Raw genomic sequence first — 13,207 nt, 5'->3', positions numbered from 1 at the left:
CTGGTGACCCGTGGAAGAAAAGACGCGTGCCCTGGGCGACCTGCTCTCCCTCAACCCTCTCGACGCGAAGGGGCTGCTGAGCACGTTCGGCGTGATCGGCGTCTGGCTCATCATGTTCGTCGAGACCGGGCTGCTGGTCGGCTTCTTCTTCCCCGGCGACTCGCTGCTGTTCCTGGCCGGCGTCGCCGCGTCGCCCGTCGCCAGCGAGCTGGTCGGCACGCACCTGAGCCTGACCCAGCTGCTGATCGGCGCTCCCATCTGCGCGATCGCCGGCGCCCAGCTGGGCCACTACCTCGGCGCCCGCTACGGCCGCCGGATGTTCGACCGGCCCAACTCGCGGATCTTCAAGAAGGAGTACGTCGAGAAGGCCGAGCACTACTTCGCAAAGTTCGGCCCGGCCAAGGCCGTCGTGCTCGCCCGCTTCATCCCGATCGTGCGCACGTTCCTCAACCCGGTCGCCGGCGTCATCGGCATGCCGGCGCGGCAGTTCTTCGTGTGGAACGTGGTCGGCGGCGTCCTGTGGACCGACGGCATCATCCTGATCGGCTGGGCCCTGGCCAAGCAGATCTTCGACCTGACCGGCGGGGAGATCGACAAGTACCTCGTGCCGGCCGTCGCCCTGATCGTGCTGATCTCGGCGCTGCCGATCTTCATCGAGATCTTCCGCGGCTGGCGGGAGCGCAAGCGCGGCGTCGCGCACCGGGCGGCCGACCCGGCCAACGCCCCGACCGAGGTCTTCCCGACCGTTCCCCCGGCCGAGCGCCCCGGCACCCACCGGGTGCACGACTAAGACGTGCGGATCAGGGCCCGGAGGAAGATGTTGCCGATCTGCTCCGGGTCCTGCACCACGAAGGCCCGCCCGCCCGTCGTCGCCGCGATCGCCTCGAGCTCGTCCTTGTGCACGTCGGGGCCGATGCCGAGCAGCACCACGCGGACCGGGCGGGTCGGGTCGGTGGCCCGCTCCAGCTCCAGCCGCAGCGTCTCCAGGCTCATCCCGGGCTTGGAGTTCGAGCCGTCGGTGAAGACCACGACGGTGTTCGAGCGGCCCTCGCGGTAGCCGTCCCTGAGCGACGTGTACGCCGCCAGCACCGTCTCGTAGAGGCCGCACACGTCGCTCGGCGCGGCCCGGGCCGCCGCGACCGCGCCGCTGAGCCGGGCGCGCTGGCCCTCGTTGAGCGCGGACACCGGGACGACCTGCTGGTGGCCGGCGGAGTACGCCCACAGCCCGAGCTCGCTGTCGTCCGTGAACAGCCCCAGCCCGTCGGTGGCCGTCTTGCGCAGCACGTCGAGCCGCGACGGCCCGCCCTTGGCGATCGGCCGGGTCATCGACGCGCTCACGTCGACAAGCGTCAGCACCCGCGACGGCGCGGTCGTGGCGTTCCAGTACCCGAGCACGTCGGCGATCTTCGGCCCGTCGTCGGCCTTGCCTGTCGCGGGCGCGCGGAAGCCCCGGCTCGTGAACGCGTCGCCGTTCGCGGCCAGCGCGGCCCGCAGCAGCTCGGCGGCGGCCAGGTTCGCCGCCGGACGGCCGCTGACCACGGCGAAGGGGTAGTCCAGGGCCACCGCCGGCTCGAGCGGGAGCGCCGTCAGCGCCCCGGCCTGCTGCTCGCTGGTCAGCACCGCCTGGCCGCCCGCGGCCGCGTTGCGCAGCAGCGTCGCCGGGTCGGGCGCGACGGCGATCGACCGGTACGCCCGGACGAGATCCACCAGGCGGTCGGGGTCGGTGGCGATGCCGTCGTACAGCAGCCCGGCCCCGGCCAGCCCGGCGGCGCTGCGCCGCAGGTCGACGGCGCCGATGCGCGCCCGGGCGAGCAGCGCCCCGACCTGGGCCGCGCCCACCGAGCGCAGGCCCAGCGCGGCCGCGGTCGGCGGGGCCGCGGCGAACACGACCGGGCTGGTCGCGACCGAGTCCGTCCGCGCCTCGAACGCCTGCTGGTCGGCGCCGCGCACCCGGGTCAGCCACACCGTCGAGTCGGGGATCCACACCGTGGGCACGTCGGCGTCGGCCGGCGAGGGGGCGGCCGAGGCGCCGGTGCCGAGGTTGCCGCCGGTGCGGGCCGCGAGCCGGCCGGCGACGTCGGCCGGCTCGGCCGCCGTGACCTCGACCCGCACGCAGTCGCCGCGGACCGCCGGCCCGGTGGCGGCGAACCGATCGGCCGCCGCGCGCACCGCGGGCGCGATCTCCGGGGCGGCGGCGACGAGGAGCCGCACGGCGCCGGTGCACGAGCCGTGGCCGCCGGTCACCGCGCGCACGGCGACGAAGGTGACGGCGACGAGGGCCAGCGCGGCACCGGCCGCGAGGGGCACCCGCCTTCTCCGGACATCCACCGTTCATGCCCCCTTGACCTGCGGTTCGACAGGAGGAAGAGGGTAAGGGACCGGCCTCAGACGGTGGCGGCGGGGTCGTCGAGCCAGTCGGCCGGCAGCTGCGGGAGCGGGGCGCCGAGGGCCAGGGCGCGGTACGTCAGCCGGGCCGCCTCCTCGAGGTACAGGGCGCGCTTGTGCGCCAACTCCACCGAGTCGGCGACGACGCAGCAGCCGTGGCGGGAGAGAACGACGCAGTTGGTGCCGTCCGCGCACGCCTCGGCGGCCAGCCGGCCCACTTCGGGGCGGCCCGGCGGCACGAACGGCGTGGTGGCGACGCGGCGCAGGTAGAAGGCGTGGTCGGTGGTGACCAGCCGGATCGGCGCGCCGATCGCGTCGAGCAGCAGGACGCTCTGCGGGTGCAGGTGCACGACCGCGTTGACGTCGGGGCGAGCGCGATAGATCGCCAGATGGAGCCCGAGCTCCGACGACGGCGCGACCCTGTCAAGGGTCGCGCCGTCGATGATTCGGATCCGAACGAATGATCCGCGGTCGAGGCCATCGAGCCAGGTCCCGGCCGCGGTTGCCCAGCATTCGTCCGTGTCTGGTGCCCGAGCGGACAGATTGCCACCCGAGCCCACGACGAGTCCGGCCCGCACGACCGCCTGCCCGAGATGGGCGAGTTGGTCGCGGAGGTCCCCGGTCGGGTAGTGCCCCAAGGCGCTACCCGACGCTGCTAGCGAGGCGCCTTCTTGGTCGCGCGCTTGCGCGGCGGCGTCAGAAGGTCGGCGATGGTGCCGATAGCGGCGGGCACGAGGCGGTAGAACGCCCACACACCCCGCTTTTCGCGCTCCAGCAGACCAGCCTCGGTCAGGATTCGCAGGTGGTGGCTCACCGTGGGCTGCGAGAGCCCAAGCGGGGCCGTCAGGTCACACACACACGCCTCGCCGTCGGGCGCCGACTGGATCAGGCTCAGAAGCCGGAGTCGGGCCGGGTCGGCAAGCGCCTTCAGGACACCGGCCAAACGCTCGGCGTCAGCACGGTCAATCGGCTCGCCGGCAAGCGGCGAGATCTGGGGCAGGGTCATCTCAGCCAGCGCAGTTCCCACGTATTCCATCCTTCCACCAACACCATCGACCCGCCTGCATATACGCAGGTCCGAATCGACAATTTTTCAGCCCTGTCGGCCGAGGTCGGCCAACGAAAATGCTGAGCGATAGCTCAGCCCCGCGGCGCGAACCGCCTTTTCCGCGCCTCTATCGACGATAACGGCCACACCGACCACATCGGCGCCCGCCTCTCGCAACGCGTCGACCGCAGTGAGCACACTTCCACCTGTAGTGGAGGTGTCCTCGACCGCGAGGACGCGCCGGCCGGCGACGTCGGGCCCTTCGACCCGCCGTTGCAGACCATGAGCCTTGTCACTCTTGCGGACGACGAACGCGTCGAGCGATCGTCCCCCACGGGCGGCCGCCGCATGCAGCATCGCGGTGGCCACCGGGTCCGCGCCGAGGGTCAGCCCTCCCACGGCATCGAACTCCCAGTCGTCGACGAGATCGAGGAGAACCCGGCCGACCAACGGTGCACCAGCATGGTGCAGCGTCAAACGACGGAGGTCCACGTACCAGTCGGCAACTTGTCCGGACGACAGCGTGACCCGTCCGGACACCACGGCGAGGTCCCGTACGAGTTTCAGCAGGTCGTCACGGTCGGTCATGTCCGAAGCGTACGCGCTAAAGCTCCGCGGTGAATCGATGACCCGCACTCTCGGCCAAATTAATGGCCGTCAAGGGGACAAGGGTGAATACGAAGGTGATCGCAGCGATCACCACGAGTGACACGAGAGGTGGCGGTGACTGGGGATAACGATGCACCGATGCCTCGGGCACTAACCCGAATCTTGCTCTCATTAGATCGTTGCAATACTCGATACAGGGCTTTGACCTGCACAGACAGCCGAAAGTACGGTCGCGGGCCAACCGGATGCCTATGGGAGCGCTGCCAATCGGCCCATCAGCCGAACGTACGTGATCACAATCATGTTCGATACACAGCAAATTCAATGCTTGTCATAGTGCACACATCGACGAAGGCCGGTGCTGTGTTGGGCGTTAACGCTCCTCATGCCCGATGCGTCCCCTCGCACCGCGGGACGCACGGTGGAGCAGACCGCGCGGCGCGAGACGGATGCCGAGCACGGCGATCTTGTACTTCCAGCCGGGCACGCTGACCATCCGGCCGCGCCGCAGGTCCCGCAGTGCCGCCCGCACCACCTCGCCGGCGTCCAGCCACAGCCACGACGGCATCCGCGCGGTGTCGATGCCGGCGCTCGCGTGGAACTCGGTGCGGGTGTACCCCGGGCAGAGCGCCATGACCCGCACGCCGGACCCGCGCACCAGCTGCGCCTGCGACTCGCTGAAGTTGGTGACCCAGGCCTTGCTCGCCGGGTACGTCGAGCCGGGCATCATCGCCGCGAACCCCGACACGGACGAGACGTTGACGATGGCGCCCCGGCCGCGCTCCACCATTCCGGGCAGGGCGGCCAGCGTCAGGCGCATGACCGCGTGGACGTTGAGCCGCAGCAGCTCCTCCTCCAGCTCGGGCGAGGAGCGCAGGAAGGACCGGTTGAGCGACCGCCCGGCGTTGTTCACGAGCAGGTCGATCGGGCGGGCCGGGTCGGCGAGCCGGGCCGCCACCGCCTCAGCCCCGGCGACGGTGGCCAGGTCGGCGACAAGCGTCTCGACCGGCACCGGCAGCTCGGCGGCGAGGGCCTGCAGCACTTCGCCGCGGCGGGCGACGAGCACGAGCTCGTGGCCCTCCGCGGCGAGGTGGCGGGCGAAGGCGGCGCCGATGCCGGCGGTAGCGCCGGTGATGAGTGCGACTGGCACCGCCGCAGGCTACCCAATCAGCCGCTGGGCGGCCCGTATCCGGGCTGGCCCGGCTGGCCCGGCTGCCCGGGGTAGCCGGGGCCGGGGTAACCGCCCGGGCCACCGGATCCGGGAACCGGCGGCTCCCACTGCTGCTCGGCCTTGCGGAAGTACGGGTGCGACGCCGGCAGCGCGAGCAGGACGATCGGAATCGCGATCGCGAGGACGATCAGGATGCTCAACACCGTGGTGAGGGGCTGGTACCAGCCGGGGACCTGGGAGTACACGATCTCCTGGTAACGGTCCCAGCTCGGCAGCTCCGGGCTGGTCTTGCGGGCCTGGTCCCAGAACGTCTGGGCGAACAGGGTCGCTCCGAGGCCGAGGGCGCTGCAGCACAGCGCGATGCCGCCCACGACCCAGGTCAGCACCCGCGCGACCTGGTTGCCGCGGCTCACGAAGTAGCCGAGCAGGACCAGGATCACGATGATGATGAAGCCGAGGATCACCCCGACCGTCGAACCGATGCTCGTGGTCGCGGTCGAGCCGGCGGTCAGGCCGGCGTCTTCGTAGACCTTCTTGGTGCCCTCAGCGATCTTGCCGGCGTAGAGGAGCGAGAGGACAACGTTGATCACTTCAAGCCCGGCCGCCGCGAAGAGCAGCGTGGAGGCGAGGCTGACGGTGGACGGCCGAGCGCGCGGCGCGTTCGGAACTGCGAATGACAAGTCGGTCTCCTCCCAGGAAATCCTGGGAGTCACCGTATCGATGTGACGCTAATCGCGCAGCCGCTCTTCCGCGTACCGTGACACGGTCGTGCTGCCCATGATGCAGCCGCTGAATGTCTTGACCTCGCCACTCTGGCCGCGCAGCGTCTGCCAGGCCGAGCGCCCGGCCCCCGCGTCGGCGTGGGTGAGCAGCTCGGCGGCGTAGAGCCGCCCGGCCGGGGTGGCCTTGTCGAGCAGGGCCTCCAGCCGCGGGCGGAGCTCGCCGCCGTGCAACCGCAGGCCCTCCTCGACCGCGAAGTAGGCCTTGGTCGCGGGCAGGAGGGTGCCGGCGATGCCGACCCCGCCGAACGCCAGCGTGTCGGCCTGAGCGAGGAGCCGCAGCTCCTCGTCGTACGCCTGCTTCTTCCACAGCATCAGCGGCACTCCTCCCCAAACCCCGAGCTAGCCGGCCTGCACCGTGAGCGTCTTCTTGTCGTCCGACAGATCGACCACCACACGGTCCCCGTCCCTGATCTCGCCGGCCAGAAGCGCCTTGGCGAGCTGGTCGCCGATCGACGTCTGGATCTGGCGGCGCAGGGGTCGAGCGCCGTACACCGAGTCATACCCAAGACTGGCCAGCCAGTCACGTGCCGCGTCGGAGACGTCGAGCGTCAGCCGGCGGTCGGCCAGCCTCCGGCCGAGCCCATCGAGCTGAATCTCCACGATCGCCCGCAGGTCGGACGGCGACAACGCGTTGAACACCACCATGTCGTCGAGCCGGTTCACGAACTCCGGCTTGAAGTGGGTGCGCACGGCGGCGATCACCGCGTCGCTGCGCTGCTCCGCGTTGAGCGTCGGGTCGTCGGCGAGCACCTCCGAGCCGAGGTTCGAGGTCAGGATCAGGATCGTGTTGCGGAAGTCGACCGTGCGGCCCTGCCCGTCGGTGAGCCGGCCGTCGTCGAGCACGGCCAGCAGCACGTCGAACACGTCCGGGTGCGCCTTCTCCACCTCGTCGAGCAGCACGACCGTGTAGGGCCGGCGCCGCACCGCCTCGGTGAGCTGGCCGCCCTCCTCGTAGCCGATGTACCCGGGCGGCGCGCCGACGAGCCGGGCGACCGTGTGCTTCTCGGCGTACTCGCTCATGTCGATGCGCACCATGGCGCGCTGGTCGTCGAAGAGGAACTCGGCCAGGGCCTTGGCCAGCTCGGTCTTGCCGACGCCGGTCGGGCCCAGGAACAGGAAGCTGCCGGTGGGCCGGTCGGGGTCGGCGACGCCGGCCCGGGCGCGGCGCACCGCGTCGGAGACGGCCTGGATCGCCGTGTCCTGCCCGATCACCCGGCTGTGCAGCGCCTCCTCCATGCGCAGCAGCTTGGCGGTCTCGCCCTCCAGGAGCCGGCCGGCCGGAATGCCCGTCCAGGCGGCAACCACGGCGGCGATGTCGTCGGCGGAGACCTCCTCCTTGAGCATCGCGCCCGCGGACTGCAGGGCGCCGAGCTCGCTCTCGGCCTGCTGGAGCTCCTTCTGCAGGCCCGGGATCACGGCGTAGCGCAGCTCCGAGACCTTCTCCAGGTCGTTGTCGCGCTCGGCCCGCTCGGCCTCGAGCCTCAGCTGCTCCAGCTGCTCCTTGGTGTTGGAGATCTTCTGGATGTGCGCCTTCTCGTTCTGCCACCGGTCGGTGAGCGCGGTCAGCGACTCCCGGCGGTCGGCCAGCTCGGCGCGCAGCCGCTGGAGCCGCTCGGCCGAGGCCGCGTCGGGCTCCTTGGCCAGCGCCATCTCCTCGATCTCGAGCCGGCGCACGCTGCGCTCGACCTCGTCCACCTCGGTCGGGCGCGAGTCGATCTCCATGCGCAGCCGGGAGGCCGCCTCGTCGACGAGGTCGATGGCCTTGTCCGGCAGGAAGCGGTCGGTGATGTACCGGTCCGACAGCGCGGCCGCGGCGACCAGGGCGGCGTCGGTGATCCGCACGCCGTGGTGCACCTCGTAGCGCTCCTTGAGCCCGCGCAGGATGCCGATGGTGTCCTCGATCGACGGCTCGCCCACCACGACGGGCTGGAAGCGCCGCTCGAGCGCGGGGTCCTTCTCGATGTGCTCGCGGTACTCGTCAAGCGTCGTCGCGCCGACCATCCGCAGCTCGCCGCGGGCCAGCATCGGCTTGAGCATGTTGCCGGCGTCCATCGAGCCCTCGCCCTTGCCGGCGCCGACGACGGTGTGCAGCTCGTCGAGGAACGTGATGACCTGGCCGTTGGAGCCCTTGATCTCCTCGAGCACGGACTTGAGCCGCTCCTCGAACTGGCCGCGGTACTGCGCGCCCGCGACCATCGCGCCGAGGTCGAGGCTGACCAGGCGCTTGTCGCGCAGCGACTCGGGCACGTCACGGGCGATGATGCGCTGGGCCAGGCCCTCCACGATCGCGGTCTTGCCCACGCCGGGCTCGCCGATGAGCACCGGATTGTTCTTGGTACGCCGGGACAGCACCTGGATCACGCGGCGGATCTCGGCGTCGCGGCCGATCACCGGGTCGATCTTGCCGTCCCGGGCGGCCTGGGTCAGGTCGACGCCGTACTTCTCCAGCGCCTGGAAGGTCTGCTCCGAGTCGGCCGAGGTCACCTTGCGATCGCCCCCGCGCACCTGCGGGAACGCCGCGACCAGGCTCTGCTCGGTCGCACCGGCGTCCTTCAGCAGCGTGGCGACCTGCCCGCCGACACGGGCCAGGCCCGCCAGCAGGTGTTCGGTCGAGGTGTACTCGTCGCCCAGCGGGCGGGCGATCTGCTCGGCGGCCGCGATCGCGTTGGCGAACTCACGGGCGACGTTGGGCTCCACCACGCTCGCGCCGCGCGCGCTCGGCAGCTTCTCGACGGCGTGCAGGGCGGCCCGGCGCACGTCGGCGGGGTTGGCCCCCACCGCGCGCAGCAGACCAGCGGCGGTCGACCCGCCCGTGTCCAGCAGCGCCAGGAGCAGGTGCCAAGGTTCAACGGTCGCGTGTCCGCGCTGGCTCGCCGCGTCCACGGCGGCCTTGATGACCTCGCGACTCTTGGTGGTCAGGCGTTCGGCGTTCATCGACTCCTCGTTCCAGTGCGTCCTTCAGGAGGTACGACACCCACGAGGTTGAGTCTATTCCACTCAAGTCTCAATTGCCGAGTGTCCCGCCACTAGCGCGAGGAGACTCCCACGTGTACCCAGTCACACCCCTGGTCACCGACGGTGCAGAGCCAGACGTCGCCGGACTGCTGGGCGGGGTACCCCAGAATCGTCGTGGCATCGAGGCGCCGCAGCCGGAAGATCAGGCGGGCCCCGGTGTCGCGGACTCGCTGCTGGCCGTCGAGGAGCCAGACGCCCTGGCCGCTGGCGATGAGCAGCCGATGGGCGGGCAGCACCTCGGCGCTGAAGACCTGGGCGACCTCGCGCATCGCGGTCGACTCGGTCCAGCCCGCGGCCGTGCCGTCCTTGCCCGCCACCATGTGGGCCGCGAACTGGGGCCCGACCAGCCAGACGTCGCCGCCGTCGGGCGAGACCACGGGCCGCACGACGGCGTTGGCCTGGGACGCGAGCGCGCTGCCCTGCGCCTTCCAGCTGTGCCCGTGGTCGGAGCTGCTCCAGACGCTGATCGTGGTGCCGGCGGCCGGCGAGGAGCCGGGCGCGCCCCCGGCCGCGCGGGCGGTCAGCCAGAGCGTGCCGTCGGCGGCCGCGGCGAGTCCGGTCCACTCGTGCTGGCCGGACGGGCGGCCGGGCAGCGGGGCGCGGTTGCCGTCGTCGCCCACAATCCACGGCTGGGCGTCGGAGCAGCCGGGCGCGGCGGGGTCCTGGCAGCCGACCGAGAACTGCGGTTCGGCGAGGTTGAGCTCGACCGGCGGCGGGGTGAGCGGGCGGCGCTGGAAGGTGCGGCCGCTGTCGCGGGAGATGAAGTACCCGTCCGGCGCCGCCTTGATGATCAGCACGTTGCCGCGGCCGAGCCGCATGTCCACGTCGATCGCGTCGTCGAAGGGCAGCGCGCGCTCGACCCAGCTGGAGCCGCCGTCGAGGGTCAGCGCGAGCCCGGCCTTGCACGCGCCCCCGGCCACGCACGAGGTGAACAGCGCATAGCCGGTGCCGGCGTCGACGAACTCGACGCCGCGGGGCGAGGTGCCCTTCGGCACCGGCACCACGTTCTGCCGGTCGGTGGGGTTGGCACTGGGGTACGCGGTCGGCATGTCCTCGTAGGACACGTCGCCGTCCGTGGGCTGCGCCGGCTCCGGGGTGCTGTTCGGCGCGCACGAGCCCGCGCTCAGCGTCGAGACCAGGGCGGCGGCGAGCGCAAGAACCAGAACCGGCCGCCGCTTCACCAGCGCCAGCGGAGGAACCGGCGCTGGTAGCGCACGCGGACGTTGCTGCTGCGCACCTCGCCGCCGATGCGGAAGACGATCCCGGAGCCGGCCGCGTCGTACGCCGCCGGCACCTTCTGCTTCAGCGAGCTCGAGTGCGGCGCGATGCTGTCGATGTCGGCGGTCGCACCGGGCGGCAGCACCAGCTCGATCCGGCTGGAGCGGGCCTCCAGCCGCACCTCGACGAGCTGGGTGGTGAACTGGGCCTCGGTGAAGTCGAGCTTGACCGATCCGGCGCGCGTGCTGATGAGCAGCCGCCGCGGCACCGTCCAGCGCCCGACCCGCTTGAGGCTGGACGACTGGTTGCGGATCTCCAGCTGCTCCGGGGCCGCGATGGGGCCCTTCTGGGGCAGGTCGCCGACGTAGGGCTCGATCTCGCCGAACGTCCGGGAGCGCAGCACGCCGTCGACGCGCTCCTCGAACTCGGCGAGCGTCAATCGCCCTTCGGCGACAGCGGCATTCAGCTGAGCGACCACGAACTCCCGCTCAGCGTCGGAGATACGCATGTCCGGCCGGTCCGCGCTCACGACGACACTGTAGTGGGTGTTACCCCCGTTGAGGGAGCGTCGGTTCAGCTCAGCCTTCGCGGCTGGCGGACCAGGCCGCCCTCGCACCAGTCGTGGTATTCGAACAGGTCGGGACGCGCCAGGAGCATGCGCGCGTTGTGGGCCCAGACCGACAGCAGCTCGTCGCCGTGCTCCTCGGCCTGCTCCACGAACTTCTTCAGGCGCCGCTTGGGGTGCGCGCGGAAGTGCGTGCGGATGCCGTCGGCGGCATAGATGTACATGCAGTGCAGGGCGAAGCGGCGCGCCGGGCAGGCCGGGTCCATGGCCAGCTCGAAGAGGGTGCCGATCAGCCGGTCGCCGGCCACCAGCAGGTCCCAGTCGCTGGGCATGGTCGACAACAGCGATGCGTCGGGGTGGTAGGCCCACGCGCGCAGTTCGGCCGGGGTAGGGTCGACCGGGTTCTCGAAGCCCCGGAATCCCGCCTCTGTCACACTCACCGTCAGCTCCCGTGGCCAGCGGGTCACGACCGGCGGAGTCGGTCCCGCCCGGGTCCTGGTTGGCGACAACTTAGCCCGCATCCACCTGGCATGGGAAGAGCCGAGCGGTTGCTTACCGTGGGTGAACCACCACATAGACGGATATGTCATCCGAAAGAGCCACCAAAACGAGGGGCGTCCCGCGAAAGCGGGACGCCCCTCAAGGTGACCACACCCCTTGCGCTCGTCGCTCCGGTCAGCCTCCGGAACGACCGCACCATTCCCTGTCGCAGTGGTGCCCGCGACGTGCGCGGACCAAACGTGCGTCAGCCGCTCTTTGTCGGACGCCACACCACGAGCGCGGTCTGGTGCTGGTTGGACGGCACCAGATCGCGGCGCGGGAAGCCCGCCGCCTCGATCTGGGCCAGCCGTGTGCGGGTCCGCACGAGCTCGGCCTCCAGGTCGGCCACCCGCTGCCGCAGGTCGCCGACCTGACCCTCCAGCTCGATGATCCGCTTGATGCCGGCGAGGTTGACGCCCTGCTCCTGGCTGAGCCGCTGCACCTCGCGGAGCAGCGCGACGTCGCGCTCGCTGTAGCGGCGCCCGCCGCCGGACGTGCGGCCGGGCTGCACCAGACCCATTCGGTCGTACTGCCGCAGGGTCTGCGGGTGCATCCCGGCCAGCCGCGCCGCGATCGAGATGATCAGCACCTTCGCGTCGGAGACCGCCTCGAAGCTGATGAAGATCTCGCGCTCGGTGCCGTCGTCATCGTTCATAACTACTTCGCTCCCGGGCGATCGCGTCGAGCCGCTCCCGAGGGGCCGGCGGCGCCGCGGCCGCATAGTCGGACAGCGCCTGCCGGGCCTTCTCGGACAGCTCGGCCGGCACGTGGACATCGATGGTGACCAGCAGGTCACCCACGTTGCCGTCGCGCCGGGCGACGCCCTTGCCGCGCACCCGCAGCGTCCGTCCGCTGGGCGTGCCGGGGGGCACCCGCAGCGTCACGGTCGAGTCGAGCGTCGGCACGCGCAGGTCGGCCCCGAGCGCCGCCTCCGCGAACGTCACCGGCACCGTCAGCGTCAGGTCGTCGCCGCTACGGCCGAAGACCGGGTCGGGACGGACCTTGATGAGCACGAACAGGTCGCCTGGCGACCCGCCCCGGGTGCCCGGCTCGCCGCGACCGGCGAGGCGGATGCGCTGGCCGTCGGCCACGCCGGCCGGGATGCGCACGTTTATCGTGCGGGTCTTGGTGACCCCGCCGGTCCCGTGGCACTCCGGGCACTTCTCGTCGACGATCGTGCCCACGCCCTGGCACTCGCGGCAGGGCTCGGTGAAGCTGAACGAGCCCTGGTTGCTGCTCACGACGCCCAGGCCGCGGCACTTCGGGCAGGTGCGCGGGGCCGTGCCGGGCGCGGCCCCGTTGCCGTGGCAGGTCTCGCAGGTGCCGGGCGTGCGCAGGGTGATGGGCAGCGTCGCGCCCTGCACCGCGTCGACGAAGTTGAGCACGACCTCGGTTTCGACGTCCCGCCCCCGGCTGCGCCGTCCCGTCGCGGGGGCAGCACCGCCGCCCGAGAAGATCGAGCTGAACAGGTCCGAGAAGCCCGCACCGCCGAAGCGCCGGTCCCCGCCCGCCCCCGCCGGACCGCCGCCACCAGCGGCGGACCCGGCGTTGCCGAACAGGTCGGTGAAGTCGAACCCGGGCCCGCCCGCCCCCGCCGGGCCACCGGCCCGGGCGTTGCGGCGGAACTGGCCCGCGCCGAACAGCGACCGCATCTCGTCGTACTCTTTGCGCCGCGCCGGGTCGGAGAGCACGTCATACGCCTCCGACACCGCCTTGAACCGCTCCTCGGCCGCCGCGTTGTTCGGGTTGCGGTCGGGGTGCAGCTCACGCGCGAGCTTCCGGTACGCCTTCTTGATCTCGTCGGTGGAAGCGGATTTGGTGACGCCCAGAACCGCGTAGAAATCCTTTTCCAACCAGTCCTTCGAACTCATCGC

Annotated in this window: 14 protein-coding genes; 1 reads left to right on the top strand and 13 read right to left on the bottom strand. The window is 71.4% G+C overall.

Going from position 1 to position 13,207, the window contains the following annotated elements; translation table 11 throughout:
- Nucleotides 1-10: 10 nt before the first annotated feature.
- Nucleotides 11-790 carry a DedA family protein gene (locus AB0B76_RS03015; protein WP_360368296.1) on the top strand — a complete coding sequence of 260 codons (780 nt, stop codon included), beginning with the start codon at nt 11-13 and terminating at the stop codon, nt 788-790.
- On the opposite strand, the gene AB0B76_RS03010 is transcribed toward AB0B76_RS03015, so the two are convergent.
- From AB0B76_RS03010 to dnaJ, 13 genes are all read right to left on the bottom strand, one after another.
- Nucleotides 787-2,307, bottom strand: coding sequence for a substrate-binding domain-containing protein (locus AB0B76_RS03010; protein WP_360368293.1), 1,521 nt, complete (start codon nt 2,305-2,307; stop codon nt 787-789). The genes AB0B76_RS03015 and AB0B76_RS03010 overlap by 4 nt on opposite strands.
- A 77-nt stretch (nt 2,308-2,384) precedes the next feature.
- Complete coding sequence (locus tag AB0B76_RS03005) at nt 2,385-3,023, bottom strand: class II aldolase/adducin family protein (RefSeq protein ID WP_360368290.1); 639 nt, start codon at nt 3,021-3,023, stop codon at nt 2,385-2,387.
- A 17-nt stretch (nt 3,024-3,040) separates the two neighbouring features.
- Nucleotides 3,041-3,421 carry a metalloregulator ArsR/SmtB family transcription factor gene (locus tag AB0B76_RS03000; RefSeq protein ID WP_203848243.1) on the bottom strand — a complete coding sequence of 127 codons (381 nt, stop codon included), beginning with the start codon at nt 3,419-3,421 and terminating at the stop codon, nt 3,041-3,043.
- Nucleotides 3,422-3,478: 57 nt separating this feature from the next.
- Nucleotides 3,479-4,021, bottom strand: coding sequence for an orotate phosphoribosyltransferase (gene pyrE / locus AB0B76_RS02995; protein ID WP_360368286.1), 543 nt, complete (start codon nt 4,019-4,021; stop codon nt 3,479-3,481).
- A gap of 394 nt (nt 4,022-4,415) precedes the next feature.
- Nucleotides 4,416-5,192, bottom strand: a complete 777-nt coding sequence (locus AB0B76_RS02990) for an SDR family NAD(P)-dependent oxidoreductase (protein ID WP_360368283.1) — start codon at nt 5,190-5,192, stop codon at nt 4,416-4,418.
- Nucleotides 5,193-5,209: 17 nt separating this feature from the next.
- Nucleotides 5,210-5,893: a hypothetical protein gene (locus tag AB0B76_RS02985; RefSeq protein WP_360368281.1), complete on the bottom strand. Its 684-nt coding sequence runs from the start codon at nt 5,891-5,893 to the stop codon at nt 5,210-5,212.
- A 48-nt stretch (nt 5,894-5,941) separates the two neighbouring features.
- Nucleotides 5,942-6,307 (bottom strand): hypothetical protein, encoded by a 366-nt coding sequence (locus AB0B76_RS02980; RefSeq protein ID WP_360368278.1) that lies wholly within the window; start codon nt 6,305-6,307, stop codon nt 5,942-5,944.
- Nucleotides 6,308-6,334: 27 nt separating this feature from the next.
- Nucleotides 6,335-8,929, bottom strand: coding sequence for an ATP-dependent chaperone ClpB (gene clpB / locus AB0B76_RS02975; protein WP_360368275.1), 2,595 nt, complete (start codon nt 8,927-8,929; stop codon nt 6,335-6,337).
- Between the two features lie 92 nt (nt 8,930-9,021).
- Nucleotides 9,022-10,191: a hypothetical protein gene (locus AB0B76_RS02970; RefSeq protein WP_360368273.1), complete on the bottom strand. Its 1,170-nt coding sequence runs from the start codon at nt 10,189-10,191 to the stop codon at nt 9,022-9,024.
- Nucleotides 10,188-10,757 (bottom strand): DUF1707 domain-containing protein, encoded by a 570-nt coding sequence (locus AB0B76_RS02965; protein ID WP_360368270.1) that lies wholly within the window; start codon nt 10,755-10,757, stop codon nt 10,188-10,190. Before AB0B76_RS02965 ends, AB0B76_RS02970 begins: the two co-directional genes overlap by 4 nt.
- A 44-nt stretch (nt 10,758-10,801) precedes the next feature.
- A complete protein-coding gene (locus AB0B76_RS02960; protein ID WP_360368267.1) occupies nt 10,802-11,233 on the bottom strand; it encodes a hypothetical protein in 432 nt (143 codons plus the stop codon).
- 305 nt (nt 11,234-11,538) lie between these two features.
- A complete protein-coding gene (locus AB0B76_RS02955; protein WP_360368264.1) occupies nt 11,539-11,988 on the bottom strand; it encodes a helix-turn-helix transcriptional regulator in 450 nt (149 codons plus the stop codon).
- Nucleotides 11,978-13,204 carry a molecular chaperone DnaJ gene (dnaJ, locus tag AB0B76_RS02950; RefSeq protein ID WP_360368261.1) on the bottom strand — a complete coding sequence of 409 codons (1,227 nt, stop codon included), beginning with the start codon at nt 13,202-13,204 and terminating at the stop codon, nt 11,978-11,980. The genes AB0B76_RS02955 and dnaJ overlap by 11 nt, the downstream gene beginning before the upstream one ends.
- Between the last annotated feature and the right edge of the window lie 3 nt (nt 13,205-13,207).

This window comes from Dactylosporangium sp. NPDC049140 (genome assembly GCF_040648435.1).
This window is presented reverse-complemented; position numbering and strand designations above follow the sequence as displayed.